This window comes from Thermosynechococcus vestitus BP-1 (genome assembly GCF_000011345.1).
Taxonomy (GTDB): Bacteria; Cyanobacteriota; Cyanobacteriia; order Thermosynechococcales; family Thermosynechococcaceae; genus Thermosynechococcus; species Thermosynechococcus vestitus.
Window position 1 is genome coordinate 1,463,192 of sequence record NC_004113.1, and the last position, 19,555, is coordinate 1,482,746.

Below are 19,555 nucleotides of genomic sequence, written 5' to 3' on the forward strand. Positions count from 1 at the left end.
CTACGCTTGGGGATGTAGCGCCCGTTGTTCAAGACCGCGGTAGAGGCGGTTCAGGGCATTCATATAGGCTTGGGCAGAGGCGACAATAATATCCGTGTTGGCGGCATGGCCAGAGTAGATGCGATCCTGGTGCTGTAGCCGAATCGTCACCTCACCGATAGCATCAATGCCGGCGGTAACCGATTGTACTGAGTATTCAATGAGGCGATTGGGAATTTGCACCACACGGTTAATGGCGCGATAGACTGCGTCCACAGGGCCAGTGCCGATGGCGGCATCGGTCAACTCTTCCCCACTGGGGGTACGTACGGTAACCGTTGCGGTTGGGCGGGCATGATCACCACAGGAAACTTGGACAAATTCCAGTTGATAGCCCTGTAGATCAATCCCTTGGGTTTCATCCTTGGCGATCGCCTCCAGATCCCAGTCAGTGATTTCTTTTTTCTTGTCGGCGAGATCCTTAAAGCGCAAAAAGGCCTTATTGAGTTCCGTTTCACTGAGTTCAAAGCCCAATTCCCGCAGGCGAGTGGCAAAGGCATTACGGCCAGAGAGCTTGCCCAAGACAATTTGGTTATCGGCAAGGCCAATGAGTTGGGCATCCATGATTTCATAGGTTTGCTTGTGCTTGAGGACGCCATCTTGGTGAATCCCCGATTGATGGGCAAAGGCATTGGCACCCACGATCGCCTTGTTGGGTTGAATCAGCATCCCCGTTAGATTTGAGACCAAGCGGGAGGTTTTATAAATTTCACGGGTGTTGATATTTGTTAGGGGTGCCTCTGATTCGGGTGGGCGACCTAGGAAGGGATTGAAGTACTGCCGCCGCACATAGAGTGCCATCACCAATTCCTCAAGGGCGGCATTTCCCGCACGCTCACCAATGCCATTAATCGTACACTCCAGTTGCCGGGCGCCATTTTTCACCGCTTCCAGGAAGTTAGCAACTGCCAAACCCAAGTCATTGTGACCATGAACCGAGATGACGGCGCGATCGATATTGGGCACATTTTCCTTAATGCCTTTGATCAGGGCACCAAATTCGGCGGGGGTGGTGTACCCCACAGTGTCAGGAATGTTGACCGTCGTTGCACCGGCGTCAATGACCCGCTCTAGGACTTCATAGAGAAACTCAGGATCTGATCGCCCAGCATCCTCTGGGGAAAACTCGACATCATCCACAAAAGACTTGGCATAGGCCACCATTTCTTGGGCAATTTCCAGTACTTCAGCGCGGGTTTTCCTGAGCTTGTACTCTAGGTGAATATCGGAGGTGGCAATAAACGTGTGAATGCGAGGATAGTAGGCGGGTTTGAGGGCTTTGGCAGCGGCTTCAATATCTTGGCGGGTGGCACGAGCCAAACCACAAATGACAGGCCCGGTTTCGGTGCCGACAGTTTCGGCAATCCGCTGTACGGCTTCAAAATCGCCGGGGCTGGCAAAGGGAAAACCCGCCTCAATAATATCCACCCCCAGTCGAGCCAGTTGACGGGCGATCGTCAGTTTTTCATCCACATTCAGTGAGGCACCTGGAGACTGCTCACCGTCCCGCAATGTGGTATCGAAAATTAACACCCGATCAACGGTCTGGGGAGGATATTTAATGCGCATAGACAAGCCCCATCCAAGCTTGAGAAAGAGTATCAATTATTTTAACTCTAACATTTTCGCTGGCGAGCAATCATTAGCTTTTTCGGCGGGAAGCTGTGGGTCTTATTGGATGGATGGCGGGAGTCGGTCACGGCACCTGCCAAATGCGTTGGTGATAACTGGGTAAGTGATCTAAATCCACGCTTGATCCATGGGGATGGTGGTGAGCCCCGTGATCATGGCTGTGGGAGTGGTGCTCATGATCATGGGGATGGTGGTGATGATGACCATGGCCTGCCACCAAGCGGAATTTGCAGGTTTCACAGTTCATGGCCACCTGTCCCGTATGGGTTTCAATTTCCCGCTGCCGCGTTAGATAAAACAGCTGCGGATGCAAGCCAATTTCCGGCAAGTTCACAAATTCAACATCGGGATAGGCCGCCTGCGCTGCCGCCGTGAGCCGATAGATTTTCTTGACGAGTGCCCCGGTAAACATGAAATGGGGCAAGACAATGATGCGGCGGGGTTGGTAAAAGTTAGCGCGTGTAAAGCCTACTGGTAAGCGCGGATGGGTAATGCCAATGAAGCACACCTCAACCGTTTTGTAGCCACTGCCCTCCCAGAGCATGCGGGCCAGCTTAAAGACATCGCCATTGGCATCTGGATCACTGGAGCCTCGACCGACCACTAGAAGTACGGTGTCTTCCCGGCCGATGCCCTGGGGATTAAATTCCGGTGCATCCAATTGTTCGAGGCGCGATCGCCAGAGGGTTAAAATTTCTGGGGCAATGCCATAGTGGCGACCATAGTGATAGCGCAATTGCGGAAAAGCCCGCCGTGCTCGATCCAACTCATTTGTGACATCAAACTTATTGTGGCGAGCGGCAAAGAGCAACACCGGCAGCACGGACAACTCCCTGTAGCCTGCGGCAGCACATTGGCTGAGAACCTCAAAAATTGAGGGTTCGGTTAACTCCAGAAAACAGGGAAAAATAGGCCGACAGGCATCCAGTTGATAATAGGCTTGGGCAAAGTCTAAAAATGCTTGGCGACCTTCCGGATCGCGCGTACCATGACCCACCAGTAAGAGGGGTCGCGGCTGGGGAAGAGGGGGTAAATCGAGACTAAAACCAAGGGGATTGAGAATTGAATCGTTGAGGGTAACCACCACGTTGAAGCTCCATGCCCGTGCGACGCAGGCAAATAGAGTGAACCACAGCAAGTAGGCATTCTGGCTGAGGGAAGATTCCCATCACAGCTGCGGCACAGCACCAGACTTGCACTGGATTTTCCCTACAGGCTGCTTCTCACAGTGAACGTCGCCAATTCTAACGAGATTCTCAGACCCCTGTCTATGCTGGGGGTGGGCACATGAGGTACTTATAGCGCCGCCGCATCGAGAACGCCAATCGTCTGGTTGTAGATGGCTTGGGCTTCTTCGGGGGTGTTCCCAATACTGACGAGTCCGAGCTTACCAAACTCCGAAAGGGCCCCCATGAGGTGAAAGACGGTGCCCGTTTCGGTACTGGAGTCAAAGTGGAGATGGTAGCGAGCAATCATATCCAGGAGATCATTGGGCAGGAGGCCGCGATAGTGGGGCTGGCAAAGGTTATCGGAGGCAATGTAATACTTCGGCCGGCGGTGCTTGCTGTAAAAGCGTCCAGATGCTAGCTCATAGTGGCCATCGGTGAGGAATTTTAGGGTCATAAAGGGGTGCGTGGTACCGCCCTTGCGCAGATTAATTTCAATGGCGTAAAGCTCCCACCCTTCTGTTGTCTGGGTTGCAACAACGTCCACACTAAAACAGCCGATCACTCCCTGCTGTGCCAAGTATGTCCCTACTTTTTGCCCCAGTTCTTGCAGTTGCTGGCGATAGTCGGCATGGGCGGGAAATTCACAGCCAATAAAAATTTGACCTGTGGGGGCGTTGAGTAACTGTTCATGGGTCGAAACAATTTCAACACTGCCTTTGGGGGTAATACACCCTTGGACACTGGGCGATCGCTTGACTGTCCCTTCAACAAAGGCTTCGACAATTCCCCCCAGATCGGTAAACCGCTGCCGATAGGAGGCCCAAGTTTCATTGGGAGCTTGAAAGACCATGTCCTCTAGGCTATTTTCAATCCGCTGGAGATGATCGGGGGTATGGGGGCTGCCCAAGGGACGCAGTGGCCGGAGGTCGAGAAGCGCATTCCCTTCTCCAGAAAAGGCTTCATTGAGTTTCACCACCAGCTGTTGCAATTCAGGGCATTTTTCCTGTAGATGAGCGATCGCCCGCACCAGTTCTGGCACCCCCTGCAAAAAGCCACTGCCAATCGGGTGGCGGATTCCCGCTGCTGCAAACAGTTCTCGGCTGCCAGCCTTGGTTCCCCAGTAAAGAAGATCAGGATCCGTAGAGTAGAGGGGAACGCCTAAGCGTACCGCCAGTTCCCGCTCCAAAGGGGTGGAGTTAAAACACACCATGTAGGCTTGGTTGGGACGCAGGGCTTGACGAATACGCTCCAAGAGGCGAGGTCGCTCTAAAATTTTTGCGGTGAGAGGTTTATCGGAGCGATCGTAGGTGGCCAGCAAGAGCAGGCGATCGCGGGCATGGCAACTGGGCACCCCCGGCAGTAAGTCTAAGTAGTAATCGACAATACTGGGATGCAGGGGCTGTGATGTGACATAGATCATGCGGGTACGCGGATTGCGCAACTGGATCAGCGTATAAAGCTGCCGCTCCTCATAATGGGTGTAGCCTGTGATCTTGCCTAACTCCGGTTGGGGAAAACTTAGGGAAGGGACTACCAGAATATCGCGCTCAATGCCGCCGGGGCCTCTGGGCAGTTCCGGAATAAAGGTTTCTGTCCCCTCCCAGCACTCCAAGAGCCGCGTTTGCAGTTGGCGGAACTCGTCGGCGATCGCCATCTTTACCTTCCCAGCCTATGTTTTCTAGTGTAGAAAGTTGGGGGTATCTCCCGGATCATTTGACCCGCCTGTTCAAACTTTCTTTACTGAGAAATCAAATTTTCTTGGTGAACATAGCGTGCTCCGGCAAACACCTCACGGGTGCTGCGGCTATACCAATTGCGAAATGAGGGCCGCTTGAGAAGGGGGCGCGTCCAGTGGCTACCCCCCTTGAGGACAAAATGCTCACCATCAAAGTAGGGGGCAGAATAACCACGGTAGGGATAGCTCTGGAAGCCCGGATAGGGGGCAAAGGGACTTTGGGTCCACTCCCAAACGTAGCCCCTATTCAAGAGTCCCTGCTGGGCAGCAATTTCCCATTCCCGTTCACTGGGTAACCGTTTGCCTTGGGAATGGCCGTAGGCTTCTGCTTCGTAGAAACTGAGTCCCCACATGGGGAGATCCAAGTTCTCAGGGATGGGGTAAAACGGTGAGGTAATTTCCTCGGCTTCTCGCCATTCCCAGCCGCTGCTGGACCACCATTCCCGCCGCTGATAACCGCCCGCTTCAACAAAGGCAAGAAATTCCCGCCACGTCACCGGTGCTGCATCAATCCTAAAGGGGAGTGTGTCGACACACTGGCTGGGCTGTTCGTTATCCAGCGCCAAAAGGTCTTCACTGCCAATGGCATACCTGCCAGCGGGAATCCGTTGGTGGTCCTGGGGCAGCGATAGGCTAGGGGGTAATGTGGTGAAGATCCCCTGCATCGCCAGGACCATTTGCATTGTTTCACTGTGCTGGGCTTCATGCTGCAAAATCCACCACCAGAGACGGGCTTCCTGTTGCCATTGCCTGTCGCTCAGGCCGTGGAGGCGATCGCCCGTGCGTTGGCGAATCTCTGCAAGGTACTCCAGTAATTGGTGCCGTGGTGGCAAGTGCTGTCGCTCCACCTTAGGCCGGCCATCGGCGGCATACCAATAGCGATCGCGCTCCCTAAAAGCGGCATCCTCAGGTAATAGCCAAAAGGCCTCAGTATAACCAATGTGTCCCAAATGCCACCCCACAGGACTATAGAGGGGATGGGGCTGAGCACAAAGAATGACCTCGCTCAAGGGGGCAACGAGTTGAAGCGTAAATTGCCGCTGCTGCTGAAAGGCTTGCCACAGGGCTTCGCGGTCAAAGGGCTTCCAGGAGGTTGAAGTCTCAGAAGGCGTAAATTTCTGGTTCACTCTGCAAACTCATCAACAGCAATTTATTTTCCGGTAAAGGATACCACTCTGTTTCAGAATCTATGGGTTCCGAGGTGAGTTGAATTTTTTCGGCATCCTGACTCCAGTAGAGGGTGGGGGGTGGCGTGCCCCGGGAACAGCGGGTGGCGAGAATATACAGACCATCGGTGAGAATCATAGCCACACTGACCCTGGTCCGCGCTGCCTGCGCTAGGGAAAAAACGATTTGCAGTGTTTGCCGCAGCACCATTACCGGTGACAATTGTGGATTTAACACCAGTTCATTGCAAAAGAGGGCAAAGAGATGTTCAGAATCCGTCGAACCTTCAACAATGTTGTAACAAATATCCGACAGGCGATCGCGCATCGGGCGGTAGAGGGTTTGGCGAAAGTTGTCGATAAAGCCATTGTGCATCCCCAGCCAGCGTCCCCAGCGAAAGGGTTGGGTATTCGTCATCTGCACCGCTTGCCCTGGTGTGGCACTGCGGACATTGGCCAAAAAACAGGCAGATTCAATGTAGCGGCTTAAATGCTCAGTAAAGTTGATATCCTGCCACATGGGGATCGTTTGCCGATACAGAAAGGGAAGCACATCTTGGCGGGCAGCATACCAGCCCACCCCAAAGCCATCCGCATTCAAGAGTCCCGCCGTCATTTCGCGGGGTTGATAACTTTGCACCAACAGGGAATGGGGAGCGTCCACTAGGGCATGGGCAAGGGACGTTTTGCGCCCCATATAGGCGTAAAGACGACACATCGGAACATGCAAATTGGATAAAAATACCCTACCCACGATTCTAACTTTCAGCAAAGGATTTTTCGGGGAGCGATATCCAGTTTGAGGGCTAGCAGTAAAGCTTGCTAAAGTGTAGAGAAAAAAGGTTATCTGCCATCAATGAACCCGACCGATTCCCTAGAGGATGATTTTCCTGACGTTGAAGCCCTTGTGCCCCCCGAGGAGAGCCAAAGCTGGGGGCGATCGCAAATTCAGCGCACCCTCGTCATTACGGAAACGGCCTTCCTGGCCAGTACCGCTGCCCTGCTCTGGGTGGTTAACTTTTATTTACCCGTTGGCCCAGTCCTGCGCCTGTTTTTTCCGATTCCCATTGCCTTGGTTTACTTACGCTGGAACCGCCGCGCCGCTTGGATGGCCGCCATTGTGAGTGCGTTGCTCCTTTCCGTTTTGATGGGGCCACCCCGCAGTCTGCAATTTCTCTTGCCCCACGGCATTATGGGGGTCATTTTTGGCGGCTGCTGGGCAAAAAAAGAGAGCTGGGGACGCTCCATCCTCAGTGGGGCAGTGATTGGCACCGCAGGATTTTTCTTTCAGATTAGTCTTGTGTCTATTCTCCTGGGGGAAAACCTCTGGATTTACTTCAATCAACAGGTCACAAATTTTATTGATTGGGTACTGGTCAATCTAAATTTGCTGCTGGAGCCAACGGTGACCTTAATCCAAGTCGTGGCACTACTGCTCGTCTTTTTCCAGTCCACGGTTTATGCCTTAGTCGTGCATATTTTAGCATGGACACTGTTGGAGCGATTGGGCAATCCAATTCCGGATCCGCCGCCGTGGCTGCGCACCATCCTTGAAGAGCCTCGCTAGATCCTTTCGAGACAGCGGCGCTGATAGAGAGCTTGGGGAGTGGCACTGCCGGTACAAAATAGCACGGTTTTCAATTCCTCAAGGAGCAAGTCAATGCGTTGAGCCAGGGCTTCCTCTGATTGATGGGCAGCCTGCAAAAAAGGTCGAGCCAAGCCGGCAAGACCTGCCCCAAGGGCCAGGGCTTTGGCCACATCAATCCCATCTTTAAGACCGCCGGAGGCAATGAGGGGCGTATCTGGTAGGGCAGTATGAACTTGCTCAAGGCAGTGAGCCGTAGGAATCCCCCATTCGGCAAAGGCGTCTCCGAGGTATCGTTGACTGGCATCTTGGGCACGGGCTGCTTCCACTTTTGCCCAAGAGGTGCCCCCTGCCCCCGCTACATCAATGGCTGCCACACCCACATCCACCAATTGTTTGGCTACCTCGGCACTGATACCATTGCCCACTTCCTTGACAATTACAGGTACCGGTAGGGCGCGGCAAAGTACACCAATTTTCGTCAAGAGTCCCTTGAAGTTGCGATCGCCCCCCGTTTGCACGGCCTCTTGCAGCGGATTCAAGTGCAAAATCAGGGCATTTGCCTCTAAGAGGTCAACAATTTTTTGGCATTCACTAACGCCACAGCCATAGTTCAACTGCACCGCGCCAAGATTAGCCAACAGAGGAATGGTGGGGGCCTCCCTGCGAATGGCAAACGTGGTTGCCACCTCTGGATGCTCCAGCAGCACCCGTTGGGAGCCCACACCCATGACAATTCCCTTTTGCTGCGCCACCCGTGCTAAACGGCGGTTAATTTCTCCTGCTTGGGGTGTGCCACCGGTCATGGAGGAAATCAGCAGGGGCGCTGCCAGCCGCCAGCCAAGAAACTCAACCCTTAGATCAATCTCGGCAAAGTCCAGTTCGGGCAAAGCACAATGGCGAAAGCGATACTTCTCGAAACCCGTGGTGATTTCTTGATGATTGACATCACCTTGAAGACAAAGCTTGAGGTGCTCCGCCTTGCGCTGCTCAATGGGACTGTTCACCAGTAATGTTCCTAAGTTGGACTGCACCAAACATTATAGGGGTCAAGGTCTCCAATGCTTTTTGAGCAGCGACTCACCGACATGACCAACCTTAGCGCCGAACCCCAGGCAGCCTGAAGCCCGATGCCAACAATTTTAGGCCATTGGCTGCCACATCGCGGTAGCGTAATTGGCCACAGAAAATTTGCCCCATCCGCTGTCGAGCACTTAAACGCTTGACGGCGAGTTCATAGGCAGTGCGGGGCATGCGATAAAAAAGGGTGGAGAGCCGCTTTGCCCAGATCATATCGGCACCCCATTCCTGCTGTACTTGCTGTGAGTAATTGGTCAGGGCTTCTGGATCGCCACTGAGGGCGCGATCAATGGCCTGGGCAGCCAACATCCCGGTCAACAGGGAGGGGCGAATGCCCTCGGCAGTAAACGGATCAACAACACAGGCAGCTTCGCCAGCCAGAAGGGCATTTTGGGTATGCAGGCGTTGGTGCTGCTGCCAACAGTAGAGAGGGTGGCCATAGACCTTGACTTGATTGAAATCAACTCCAAAAGTTTTGGCATACTCTGCCCCGATCGCCCGCAGGTTTTGCTTGCGCCCCAAGGCCACTGTGCCCACCCCAATGGAGTAGCCATCACGTTTGGGAAAGTTCCAAATGTAGCCATTGTGGAGGCGACCAAAGTCAAAATGCGCGGCAGTGAGGGAATGATCAGGCATCGCTGCTTCAATCTCGATCGCTGCCCCCACCCGCTGCTGACGATCCTTAAATCCCAGCCACTTGGCCATCGAACCTTTGGCACCGTCACAGCCAATCAGGTACTGGGCTGTAAAATCCCCTGAGGGGGTGTGTACCTGCCAGCGATCGCCCCCCCATGTCAGACCCGTTACGGGGGTTTGAGGGCGCAACTCTGCTCCCTGTCGCTGGGCCTGTTGAATTAAGAAGTAGTCAAAAACATCGCGACGCACCATCCACATTGGCTGCTCTGGGGGAAACTCCAGAAGTTGAGCCTCTTCCCCCTGCCACGTACAGACCATTTGCGTCACCTTCAAAGAGATGGCCGGACTAAAGTCAAAGTCAAACCAGGATTGCACTTGGGGTGACACACCACCCCCACAGGGCTTATAGCGCGGCAGCGCCTCCTTTTCCAGCACCAAAACCCGCCGCCCCCGCTTTGCCAAGTGATAGGCAGCCGCACCCCCTGCCGGCCCTGAACCAACAACAATGCAATCGTACACCTGCGATAGCTTCCTCTAGTGATCCTGGTTTCAAGCCGATTTTAATCGAAAAAGTTCTTAGGAAACGCTGATCTGACTGGATTGGTAGCCCGGGGGTTCAACGTGGATGACGATGCGAGCAGGCCCGTAGCGCTCCTGTAGCAGGGCTTCAACTTGCTCAGTAATGTCATGGGCCGTGGGAATATCTTCTGCCTCCACGATTAAGTGCATCTCGATAAATACTTGCCGCCCCACCATCCCCCGTGAGCTAATGTCGTGGCAATTAACGACACCGGGCACGCTCATCACCAGTTCATGAATGGCTTCTGGGGCGATCGCCACCGCATCCACCAGCCAAGGAATGTTACTTTTGAGGACTTCCCAGGCACTCCAAAAGACAAGAGCAGCCACGGGAAATGCCAGCACCACATCCAACCAAGCCCAGTTGAAACTCCACACTCCAATCAGCCCTAAAAGGACAATGATGGTTGTCCAAACATCGCTGAGGGTATGCTTGGCGTCGGCAATTAGAACAGAATTTTTAAGCCTGTGCCCCATATGGTGCTCATAGAGGGTAAGGCCAATATTGAGGCCGAGAACCAAGATTAGAATCCAGAGTTCTGCCCCTGTAATTGTTACAGCATGGGTTTGATGTAAAAGGCGTTCAACGGCACTTTGTAAAATCTCAAAGCAGACCATGCCCAAAAAGGCGGCAATGCCCAATGCACCAAGGGCTTCAAACTTTTGGTGACCGTAGGGGTGCTCGCGATCGGGGTAGGGGTTAGCCCACTGCATAGCTACTAAGCCCAAGATGCTGCTACCGGCATCGGTCAGACTATGGAGGGCATCGGCTTGTAAACTCAGGGACTGACTGAGAACACCGACAATTGCTTTAATTGCCGTTAGGGCCACATTTACCCCCAGCGCTAAGAACAATACCCGCTGGGCTTGCTGGCGGTAGTCGGCCACAGCCATAGAGCATCACTGAACTTTAGGGATTAGGGCCCTGGGTCGGTCGCGCGGATTGAGGATTCCGTCGCTGGGCTAGGATGCGTTCATTGAGAACCGCTAGCGCCCGCATAAATTGGGGATCGCGATCGGTAGCAATGTCATCGCGAGTCAGTTGCTCCCGCTGCTGCTCCGTGAGCGTGACTTCAACATCGGGTTCAATGCCCTTCTTATTAATATCGCGACCACTGGGGGTAAAGTATTTTGCGATCGTCACCGCAATCCCTGCCCCCTCTCCCACCGGTTGTACGGATTGGACTAAGCCTTTGCCAAAGCTCTTTGTACCCACCAAGATCGCTCGGTTATTGTCCTGCAAGGCACCGGCTAGAATCTCACTGGCACTGGCGGAACCGCCATCAATCAGCACCACAAGGGGTTTATCGGTCAGAAAACCGCGACCTGCTCGCAGCCGTTCTGCTTCCCCTTGGCGATTGACCGTAGAGACAATATCCCCCTGCTTTAGAAACATGCGGGCAATTTCAGCACTGGCAAAGAGGAGGCCACCCGGATTCGAGCGTAAATCTAGAACATAGCCTTCAACCCCTTGCTTCTCTAACTCACGAATGGCTGCCCGCATTTCCCCTGCTGCATTGGAGCTAAAAGTGACAAGGCGAATATAGCCCACCGGTCCTTGGGGAGTTTGGCGCAGGCTGTAGCGCACAGGATGAATTTCAATACGGGCACGAGTAATCTCATAGTTCAAGATTTGATTGCCCCGCCGGATCGTCAGGCGCACTTTTGTATTCACCGGGCCACGGATCATGCTGACTGCTTGGTTGAGATCCATGCCCTTGGTGGATTTGCCGTCAATTTTTAGGATCACATCCTTAGCCATTAAGCCCATCTCGGCGGCTGGGCTCCCTTCAATGGGAGAAACAACCGTGATCTCTTTTGTCTTTTCGTCCTGTGTAATCGTGATACCTACCCCCGTGAGTTCACCAGAGGTTTCAATTTGCATGGATCGAAATTGCTCGGGATCCATAAAGCGGGTATAGGGATCATTGAGCTTTTCTAGCATTTCCCGCGCCGCTTTGTAGGCCTCTTCGGGCTTGGTATAGTTGCGGGAGAGAAATTCTCGCCGCACCGCACGCCAATCATTGCCATTAAAGGTGGCATCAACGTATTCACGGTCAATGACCTGCCACACTTCATCCACCAGTTCCTTCGGACTTTGGCGAAAACCCGCTAGGCTGCGGGACCAGTGAAGACCCGCACCCGTGACAGCAACCAATGCCGTCATGACCACTGTTGTACTGACAACGAGCGTGCGGTGTGTGATTCCCATATGATTTCGTCCTAAATTTTCAACCCTTGAGCCTACGCCCAATCTAGCACAAAGCCTGTCCTTGGCTGTGGGCGATCGCTCGCTGAATTGGAAGGACGTTACTTCCTGTCAAAAAGTGCCTAGCCGCCAAATTGCCGCCGCACACAATGGTTCACACTGTCATCTAAGACACGTTGTGCCCGCTGCTGGCGACGGGACTGGGGTTGACCACCATTGGGATCAAGGGCTTGAAAATCGGCGTAGTCCAACCGCTCCTGAATATAGTTGATGGAGCACCGACAAATATTACTCATCACTGCGCGAGGTACAATGGGCGCCGATCGCCGGCCACGCTCAATGCAGGCATCCATAAAACTATCCACAGCCACTTGGGGGTAGGGTTGGGGAATAGCGCGTGCTAGCAGTGTCAGGCTAGGAGCCAAGCCGCTACTCATTAAAATTAAAGACAATACTTTTAAAGACAATACTTTCATCAGTAATAGACGCTTAGCCTCAAACATCCTCGGTATACCTTAGGACGCCCTTTTTCATGCAAAAAGTTTCAACCACTGAAGGCGCTATCATAGGCTGCATTCGAGCCCACTAGCATCGAGCCAATCCCTGAATCGGTAAAAATTTCCAGCAGCAGGGCGTGGGGCACTCGGCCATCAATAATGTGGGCTGCTTTCACGCCTTGGGCGAGCGATCGCACGCAACAGGTGACTTTAGGAATCATCCCCCCCGAGACAACCCCATCTTTAATCAGTTGCCGTGCTTCAGCAATGTCAAGGCGATAAATAAGGGTACTGGGGTCACGATAATCCCGTAAAATACCGGCGGTGTCCGTCAGTAAAATCAGCTTTTCAGCCCCCAAGGCCGCTGCAATCTCGCCAGCAACCGTATCGGCATTAATATTGTAGGCTTGCCCAGTATCATCGGCAGCCACACTGGAGATGACAGGAATATACCCTTTTTCCACCAGCGCTGTAATCACACGGGTATCCACCCCCTGCACTTCCCCCACAAAGCCAATGCTCTCTTCCCCTTTGGCACGGGCACGAATCAGGTTGCCATCTTTGCCACACAGCCCCACCGCTTGCCCGCCCGCCTGATTGATCAGGGTGACAATTTCTTTGTTGACACGGCCCACCAAGACCATCTCCACCACATCCATCGTCGCGGCATCGGTGACGCGCAGCCCATTTTTGAATTGCGGTTCAATGTTGAGCTTGGCGAGCCAAGTATTGATCTCTGGGCCACCCCCATGAACCACCACAGGGCGAATCCCCACATAGGAGAGAAAAACAATATCGCGAATCACGGAATCTTTGAGCTGCTCTTCCTTCATAGCGGCGCCGCCGTATTTGACAACAAAGGTGCGCCCGGCAAAGGCTTGGAGGTAAGGAAGGGCTTCACTGAGAACACGAACGCGATCGCTATCGCTGAGCATAAAATTCTCTCATCATTCTAAAAATCTAAACAGGGACCAATGGGGGGCTTGGCAGAGGGGGAATCCTTCTCAGCGGCAATCGCCAAACGGGCGGCCAACACTGCCGCATAGTCGCGAATCAGCGACCAAATCAGGGGAGCCAGCCAGCCGCGCAACATCACTGAGCAGGAAATCTGACTGCCACAGACTGTCGATTCCAAACGATAGGTCACCCGTTCCTCTACTCCCGGTAAGACCAAAATGCGAATACTCAAGAGTTTCCCTGGTGAGACCCGTTCGACAAAAATCTGAATCGGCCAGGGAATCCAACGGGTCATTGCTTGGAAAATAAACCCCGGCTTGGGTACAAGTCCGTAGGGCACATTCGTGCGCAAAATCAAGGGATGCCATGACACATCGGCCAAATTCATCACTTTGCGCCAGATCAAATCCACCGATGCAGAGCTAAGGGCCTGATAGGTGCCTGCTAATGGCCAACTATAGGTCATTGGTTGTTTTTTCTTTGGTTGACGACAGCGATCGGCCACAGTCTTGTTACCCTGATATTCCTGAGGACTTGGACACCAAGAAAGAATAAATAATCGTCTGAACCCTTGATTGAGCTAAGAACCTTACCTATATTAGAACAGAATTTTCCGAGCAGGAGTTTCGTAACCCTGTGTAACAATTATTTTTCTAAACGCACGGCATACCACTGCAGGTAGCCACCATTGGCCAATTGCAGTTCACAAGCCGTTGTCATCAGGTACTGGGCACGACTTTCCACATCGGGCAAGGCCAGCAGATCTGGTGAGAGGGAAACCTCTGTTCCTGTTAAGTACTCCATCAGTTTGGCCTGTAGCTCCATGGGCGTGAGAAAGGTCTCAGCGCGGGTAGTGGATTCAAGGACAACGTACATCTCTTCCGTGAACATCGCTCCTGTGACCAATGAAATGGGATACAAGCCCCGTCCTTGTAGGACGGCTTTTGTGATATTTGTGCTAGAATGTGGGAAGTCGCCATAGGACATTGGGAGACTTTAAATGGACGTGGAGAGGCCGTAAGACTACCTCGGTAGCAGGTTTCTGTGAAGCGTCAAGGAATCCTCGCTCCTTTGGGACGAGGAGGTATGTCAACAAGTTTTGCCCCTCTTACTGGGGTTGCAGCGCAAACATTTGTACAGCATAAACCTCCCTCCGTGCTGAATTCAAAGCAATACCAAAACCAAAACGGGTAAATTCAGGCCGAAGGATATTTTGGCGGTGCCCTTCACTATCCATCCAGCCTTTTTGGCAACGCTCAATCAGCTGATAGTTGAGCACCAATCCGAGGGTGCCCTTCTGTTGCATGATATTTTCACCGACGCCACCGCGACCCCCTAGGGCGATAAAGCGATCCATTGGCGATTGTCCCTCGAGATTGATATGGCTAAAGTATTGGCGTTTGAGCATATCTTCGGCATGGCGCTGGGCTGCCTCGCTAAGTACCTCATCGGCGACAAGGGGCGGCAGTCCATTGAGCTGGCGATCGCGATTCACCAATTGTAGGGCAAAGGCTCGCACTTCCCCAAGGGAACGCTGCCACTGAGCAGTCATCACATCTACCTGGGGCGCACCAATTTGCCAGTCTTGTCCCCCTTGGCCGTTGCTGAGGTGAAAATACTCCTTGGCCGCTGCAAGGGCAATGCCAAGGGTTAAGGTGATGTACAAAAAGACCTGCAGCCGTTTTTGATTGAGCCGACGGTTACTCATGGCTAAGAAGTCTGCTGATGTGTTGCCAGGATGGGCGAGCAAGTGCGGAATCCTCTACATCTTCTCGTATTGCCCTAAGACACTGCTCCAGAGTATTGTGAACACTGGCTTGCAGTCTGCGAAGTTTGCAGTTCCTCAATCCCGATCTCCAAGTTACTATTACTAAAGGATAGCCACCGATGGCAAAGTTAGTTGCATTTCATGAAGAGTCCCGGCGATCGCTCGAACGCGGAATTAATGCCCTTGCCGATGCCGTGAAAATTACCCTTGGCCCCAAAGGGCGCAATGTGGTGCTCGAGAAAAAGTATGGTGCACCGCAAATTGTTAACGATGGCGTGACGATCGCCAAGGAAATCGAACTGGAAGATGCCTACGAAAATACTGGTGCTCAACTCATGCGGGAAGTGGCCGCCAAAACCAATGATGTGGTTGGGGATGGCACCACCACCGCAACCGTCCTTGCCCAAGCCCTGATCCGCGAAGGTCTCAAAAACGTGGCTGCCGGCACCAACCCCATTGCTCTTAAGCGGGGCATGGAAAAAGCCATCAAAACAATTGTGGATGGCATTGCCGAAGTAGCCAAACCCGTTGAGGGGGATATGATTGCCCAAGTGGCAACTGTTTCTGCCGGCAACGACCCCGAAGTGGGGGCAATGATTAGTGAAGCCATGGCCAAGGTGGGCAAAGATGGCGTGATCACCATTGAAGAATCGAAATCCCTGCAGACAGAAATGGAAATTGTTGAGGGGATGCAATTTGATCGCGGTTACATCTCCCCCTACTTTGTGACCGATCCAGAGCGGATGATTGTCCAACTCAACAATGCTTATCTACTCCTAACGGACAAAAAAATTACGAGCATCCAAGACCTGATTCCCACCCTAGAAAGAGTGGCTCGCAGTGGTCGTCCCCTCGTGATTATTGCTGAAGACGTGGAAGGAGAAGCCCTGGCCACCCTGGTGGTCAATAAACTGCGGGGCGTCCTCAATGTCGTCGCTGTCAAGGCTCCAGCCTTTGGCGAACGCCGTAAAGCCATGCTCCAAGACATTGCCATTCTCACGGGTGGTCAAGTCATTTCTGAAGAAGTCGGTCTGACCCTAGAGGATGTGGAACTGACAATGCTAGGGGAAGCCTCCTCGGTCACCGTCACCAAAGACACGACAATCCTTGTGTCGGAGAAGGGCAATAAAGCCGATATTCAAAAGCGGGTCGAACAGCTCAAGCAGCAGTTAGCCGAGACCGACTCCGAATACGACAAAGAAAAGCTACAAGAGCGGATTGCCAAGCTCGTGGGGGGTGTGGCTGTGATCAAAGTGGGTGCCGCCACTGAAACGGAATTGAAGGATCGCAAACTCCGCCTGGAGGATGCCCTCAATGCCACAAAAGCAGCAGTGGCTGAAGGGATTGTCCCTGGCGGTGGCGTGACGTTGCTCCACTTGGCCAGTCGCATTGACGCACTCCTGCCTAGCCTTAGTCCTGAGGAGCAAACAGGGGCGCGCATCGTCGCCAGTGCCTTGGCAGCGCCAGTGGCTCAAATTGCTGACAATGCGGGTGCCGAAGGAGCCGTTGTCGTCGAAAATGTCCGTGCTGGCGACTTTAACTATGGCTTTAATGCTGCAACCGGCGCCTATGAGGATTTGGTCAGTGCAGGTATTATTGACCCTGCCAAAGTGGTACGCTCTGCCCTGCAAAATGCAGGTTCGATCGCTGGCATGGTACTGACCACAGAAGCCCTTGTGGTCGAAAAACCGGAACCTAAACCTGCAGCCCCCGCTAATGGCGGTATGGGGGGCATGGGCGGCATGATGTAGGCTGGTTGCCCTAGTACGTTGCTATTTTCTCTCCTCTCTAACTGGGGGGAGAGTTTTTTATTCATAGCTAAAATTGCAGGGCGTTCTGGGTGACTTGGGCGATCGCCTGATCGGTGGCCTTAGGTAGATGGTAATACTTACCCCCCGCTTGCTGTGCCAATTCCTTGCCCATCCCTGTGGAGACAAACTTATTCTCAGTATCAATGACCAAGAGCTTTAGACCCAGGGCTTGAATCTTGGCGGCAATTTCCAGTACCTCGGCTTTGACATCCGGCTTCGTCTGCGGCGGTAGGGTTTCCCCAAGGGAACGGCTCAAGGGGACGTTGCCCCGACCATCGGTGATGGCCACAATCATCACTTGACCAATTTCACCGCTTTGGCGGGCATTCAAGCCCACCCGTACCGCTTGGGTGAGGCCGTGGGCAAGGGGGGAGCCACCCCCACAGGGGAGCGTTTCCAGGCGCCGCCGCGCTGCCTCAATGGAGCGGGTGGGGGGTAGGAGCACCTCTGCCTGTTCACCGCGAAAGGGAATGAGAGCCACCATATCACGGTTTTGATAGGCTTGGGTCAAAAGGCGTAGGACAGCTCCTTTGGCGGAGTTCATCCGGTTCAGCGCCATCGACCCAGAGGCATCCACAACAAAGATAATCAAGGCACCCGCTTTGCGCACTAGGCGTTTGATCCGCAGATCACTGTTTTCAACAATAACGCGGCGTTGGGGTTGACGTAGGCGACGGGATTTTTGGTAGGGAGCCGCGCTGCGCAGGGTGGCATCCACGGCAATTCGCCCCCCTCGACCACGGGGCAAAATGGGGCGGATGTAGCGACCGCGATCTTGGGAGTAAATGAGGCTGCGACTCCCCGATTTCCCTTGGCGTTGGGTCAGTTGGGCAAAGTAGAGCACTGACTCATCCAAGACCGTGCCATCGGCTTCAAAGACAAATTCTTCAGGAATGGGTGGGGTCTGCTGCTGCTCTTCCGGTGGCGTCTCTGGTTCATCGGGTTCTGCGTTGGGGTCAGACTGCTGGTTCTCTGGGGGGGGCGGCGGGGGTGGCGGTGGCTGCTCCGGGGGCGGTTCCAGTTGAGTGGCTCGCGGCACAATCACCAGTTCAACAGCGCGGCGGAGGTCCTCGGCATTGACTTCACTACGACCATTAAGGGCAGCGTGGGCTTTGGCTACCCGCACCGCAAAGAGTTCTGCCCGATGACCCTGCACGCCGGCTCGTAGGGCTTCGGTGACGAGATAGGCAATTTGCTGCCGTTGAATTTTCACCTCCTTGAGCCATTCCCGCGCCAGGATAATTTGGGTGCGCAGATCCTCTAGCTCAGCTTCGTACTGCTGCAAAAAGGCCTGGGGCGAATCCGCAAATTGGGTGGCATGATCCACCGCTGCGACCCGCTCATCCAAGCCCAGCACCTGATCCGCTGATAGGGCGATCGCAAATCGATCGAGCAGATGGGGTGGGACTTCCCCTTCTTCGGGGTTAAACGTGGCAATTAAAAGGGGACGACAGGGATGATCTAGACTAATCCCCTCCCGCTCGATTTGGTTGCGCCCAGCACTAAGCACCGCCATCAGGACATTGGCCAGTTGCTCGTCCAAGAGATTCATTTCATCCACATAGAGCACCCCCCGGTGGGCTGCCGCCAATAGGCCGGGCTGAAAAACCGCTTCGCCCCGCTGCACTGATTGACTCACATCCACGGCCCCCAAGAGGCGATCCTCCGTTACCCCTAGGGGAATTTGCACAAAGGGGGCTGGAATGACTTTGGTTTTCAACTCCCCATGGGGATGGCTTTGGCGCCAAGCCTGCAAGCGGCTATCCCACTCTTGAGGGCATTCAGGGTCGGGGTTGGCAATGATCGGTACTGGAATCTCCCCCTGATCAATGACTTCAATAGGGGGCAATAGGGCATGAATTCCCCGCGCCAGCACGGATTTGGCAGTACCGCGCCGCCCCGCAATGATCACTCCCCCCAAACCGGGATCAACGGCGGCCAACAGCAGTGCCAGCTTAATAGCCTCTTGACCAACGATAGCAGTGATGGGAAAGGGGGCGATCGCGAGCGTCATTGCATCCTTTTGGGTAAACAGCAGTGATCATTCCTATCTTACCGAGGGCGGCAGCGCTTTCCCGCCTCCTTGGCTAGAGTGGAGTGAGAAACCCATAAAAACCCATAAGGAATCCCACTCATGAAATCCTTTGGGCAGACCACTGCTGCCGTGACCCTCTTGATCCTGACACCTCTGGCGGCGCTGGCACGTCCCCTCTCCTGTCGCTCCTACGAGAGGACGTTTGTAGCCACGCAGACCCGTAGCTATTGGGTGACTATCTGTGGGGGCGATCGCCCTGCCTACTATATGGCACGACACAAGCAGGATCCGCGCCTATCGATTCGGCTGCCGCTGCGGGATTGGAGTCCTCAAGGGTACTATTTTGAAGCAGTTAATGGTGAGTACACGTATCTATTGACTAAAACACCCCAGGGAATCTTCTTGACCGTCAATCGCGGTACCTATGAATTGCTGCGCGAACCTGTTTTGGAGCCATGGTAAGCAAAGGCACCCCCTTCGCTGAACTACCCAGATGGGGAATTTCACGGGAAATGTTAGAATCAGCTCTTGTTAACTGAGGTCGCTCTATGGCAGAAGAGATTTTCAACACTGCGGTAATTACCTTTACACTGGTTCTGGTGGGTTTAGGTGCAGGCTACCTGCTGTTGCGCTTGACCCCAGACGATTAAGCAAAAC

19 protein-coding genes and 1 riboswitch are annotated in these 19,555 nt (G+C 53.7%); of the genes, 4 read left to right on the forward strand and 15 right to left on the reverse strand.

The genetic code is table 11. From position 1 onward, the window contains the following. The 5 genes from TLL_RS07090 to egtC form a co-directional block, all read right to left on the reverse strand. A complete protein-coding gene (locus TLL_RS07090; protein WP_011057237.1) occupies positions 1 to 1,608 on the reverse strand; it encodes a 2-isopropylmalate synthase in 1,608 nt (535 codons plus the stop codon). A 127-nt stretch (positions 1,609 to 1,735) separates the two neighbouring features. Then, complete coding sequence (locus TLL_RS07095; RefSeq protein WP_011057238.1) at positions 1,736 to 2,758, reverse strand: sirohydrochlorin chelatase; 1,023 nt, start codon at positions 2,756 to 2,758, stop codon at positions 1,736 to 1,738. A 45-nt stretch (positions 2,759 to 2,803) separates the two neighbouring features. Further along, positions 2,804 to 2,893: riboswitch (adenosylcobalamin-variant (AdoCbl-variant) riboswitch) on the reverse strand. 74 nt (positions 2,894 to 2,967) lie between these two features. Beyond that, positions 2,968 to 4,494, reverse strand: a complete 1,527-nt coding sequence (locus tag TLL_RS07100; RefSeq protein WP_011057239.1) for a peptide ligase PGM1-related protein — start codon at positions 4,492 to 4,494, stop codon at positions 2,968 to 2,970. An 83-nt stretch (positions 4,495 to 4,577) separates the two neighbouring features. Continuing rightward, on the reverse strand, positions 4,578 to 5,702 hold the full coding sequence (locus tag TLL_RS07105; RefSeq protein WP_011057240.1) for an SUMF1/EgtB/PvdO family nonheme iron enzyme: 1,125 nt from the start codon (positions 5,700 to 5,702) through the stop codon (positions 4,578 to 4,580). Then, the gene (egtC, locus tag TLL_RS07110; RefSeq protein ID WP_011057241.1) at positions 5,677 to 6,459 is read right to left on the reverse strand and encodes an ergothioneine biosynthesis protein EgtC; all 783 of its coding nucleotides are present in this window, start codon (positions 6,457 to 6,459) and stop codon (positions 5,677 to 5,679) included. Before egtC ends, TLL_RS07105 begins: the two co-directional genes overlap by 26 nt. A gap of 138 nt (positions 6,460 to 6,597) precedes the next feature. Between egtC and TLL_RS07115 the strand changes: the two genes are divergently transcribed. Then, positions 6,598 to 7,308, forward strand: coding sequence for a DUF2232 domain-containing protein (locus TLL_RS07115; protein ID WP_011057242.1), 711 nt, complete (start codon positions 6,598 to 6,600; stop codon positions 7,306 to 7,308). Here the strand turns inward: TLL_RS07115 and fni are convergent. The 9 genes from fni to TLL_RS07160 all read right to left on the reverse strand — a co-directional run bounded on the left by fni (position 7,305) and on the right by TLL_RS07160 (position 14,992). Then, complete coding sequence (gene fni / locus TLL_RS07120) at positions 7,305 to 8,333, reverse strand: type 2 isopentenyl-diphosphate Delta-isomerase (protein WP_322785176.1); 1,029 nt, start codon at positions 8,331 to 8,333, stop codon at positions 7,305 to 7,307. The two genes, TLL_RS07115 and fni, sit on opposite strands and share 4 nt — an antisense overlap. Positions 8,334 to 8,424: 91 nt before the next feature. Continuing rightward, a complete protein-coding gene (locus TLL_RS07125) occupies positions 8,425 to 9,561 on the reverse strand; it encodes a geranylgeranyl reductase family protein (RefSeq protein ID WP_011057244.1) in 1,137 nt (378 codons plus the stop codon). A gap of 57 nt (positions 9,562 to 9,618) precedes the next feature. After that, positions 9,619 to 10,515, reverse strand: a complete 897-nt coding sequence (locus tag TLL_RS07130) for a cation diffusion facilitator family transporter (RefSeq protein WP_164920864.1) — start codon at positions 10,513 to 10,515, stop codon at positions 9,619 to 9,621. 16 nt (positions 10,516 to 10,531) lie between these two features. Then, complete coding sequence (gene ctpC / locus TLL_RS07135) at positions 10,532 to 11,833, reverse strand: carboxyl-terminal processing protease CtpC (protein ID WP_011057246.1); 1,302 nt, start codon at positions 11,831 to 11,833, stop codon at positions 10,532 to 10,534. A gap of 119 nt (positions 11,834 to 11,952) precedes the next feature. Next, positions 11,953 to 12,333, reverse strand: a complete 381-nt coding sequence (locus tag TLL_RS07140; protein ID WP_011057247.1) for a hypothetical protein — start codon at positions 12,331 to 12,333, stop codon at positions 11,953 to 11,955. A gap of 41 nt (positions 12,334 to 12,374) precedes the next feature. Continuing rightward, positions 12,375 to 13,262 (reverse strand): acetylglutamate kinase, encoded by an 888-nt coding sequence (argB, locus tag TLL_RS07145; RefSeq protein ID WP_011057248.1) that lies wholly within the window; start codon positions 13,260 to 13,262, stop codon positions 12,375 to 12,377. Between the two features lie 17 nt (positions 13,263 to 13,279). Further along, positions 13,280 to 13,750 (reverse strand): SRPBCC family protein, encoded by a 471-nt coding sequence (locus tag TLL_RS07150; protein WP_164920865.1) that lies wholly within the window; start codon positions 13,748 to 13,750, stop codon positions 13,280 to 13,282. Between the two features lie 179 nt (positions 13,751 to 13,929). Continuing rightward, on the reverse strand, positions 13,930 to 14,175 hold the full coding sequence (locus TLL_RS07155) for a chlororespiratory reduction protein 7 (protein WP_164920866.1): 246 nt from the start codon (positions 14,173 to 14,175) through the stop codon (positions 13,930 to 13,932). Between the two features lie 217 nt (positions 14,176 to 14,392). After that, entirely contained in the window at positions 14,393 to 14,992 is a 600-nt protein-coding gene (locus TLL_RS07160; RefSeq protein ID WP_011057251.1) for a CAP domain-containing protein, read from the reverse strand. Between the two features lie 179 nt (positions 14,993 to 15,171). Between TLL_RS07160 and groL the strand changes: the two genes are divergently transcribed. Then, complete coding sequence (gene groL, locus TLL_RS07165) at positions 15,172 to 16,803, forward strand: chaperonin GroEL (RefSeq protein WP_011057252.1); 1,632 nt, start codon at positions 15,172 to 15,174, stop codon at positions 16,801 to 16,803. Between the two features lie 67 nt (positions 16,804 to 16,870). Here the strand turns inward: groL and bchD are convergent, their stop codons facing one another. Next, positions 16,871 to 18,877, reverse strand: coding sequence for a magnesium chelatase ATPase subunit D (bchD, locus tag TLL_RS07170; protein ID WP_011057253.1), 2,007 nt, complete (start codon positions 18,875 to 18,877; stop codon positions 16,871 to 16,873). 120 nt (positions 18,878 to 18,997) lie between these two features. On the opposite strand from bchD, the gene TLL_RS07175 reads away from it, so the two are divergent. Both TLL_RS07175 and petM read left to right on the forward strand, forming a co-directional pair. After that, positions 18,998 to 19,360 (forward strand): hypothetical protein, encoded by a 363-nt coding sequence (locus TLL_RS07175; RefSeq protein ID WP_011057255.1) that lies wholly within the window; start codon positions 18,998 to 19,000, stop codon positions 19,358 to 19,360. Positions 19,361 to 19,446: 86 nt separating this feature from the next. Then, a complete protein-coding gene (petM, locus tag TLL_RS07180) occupies positions 19,447 to 19,548 on the forward strand; it encodes a cytochrome b6-f complex subunit PetM (RefSeq protein ID WP_011057256.1) in 102 nt (33 codons plus the stop codon). Positions 19,549 to 19,555: the final 7 nt, after the last annotated feature.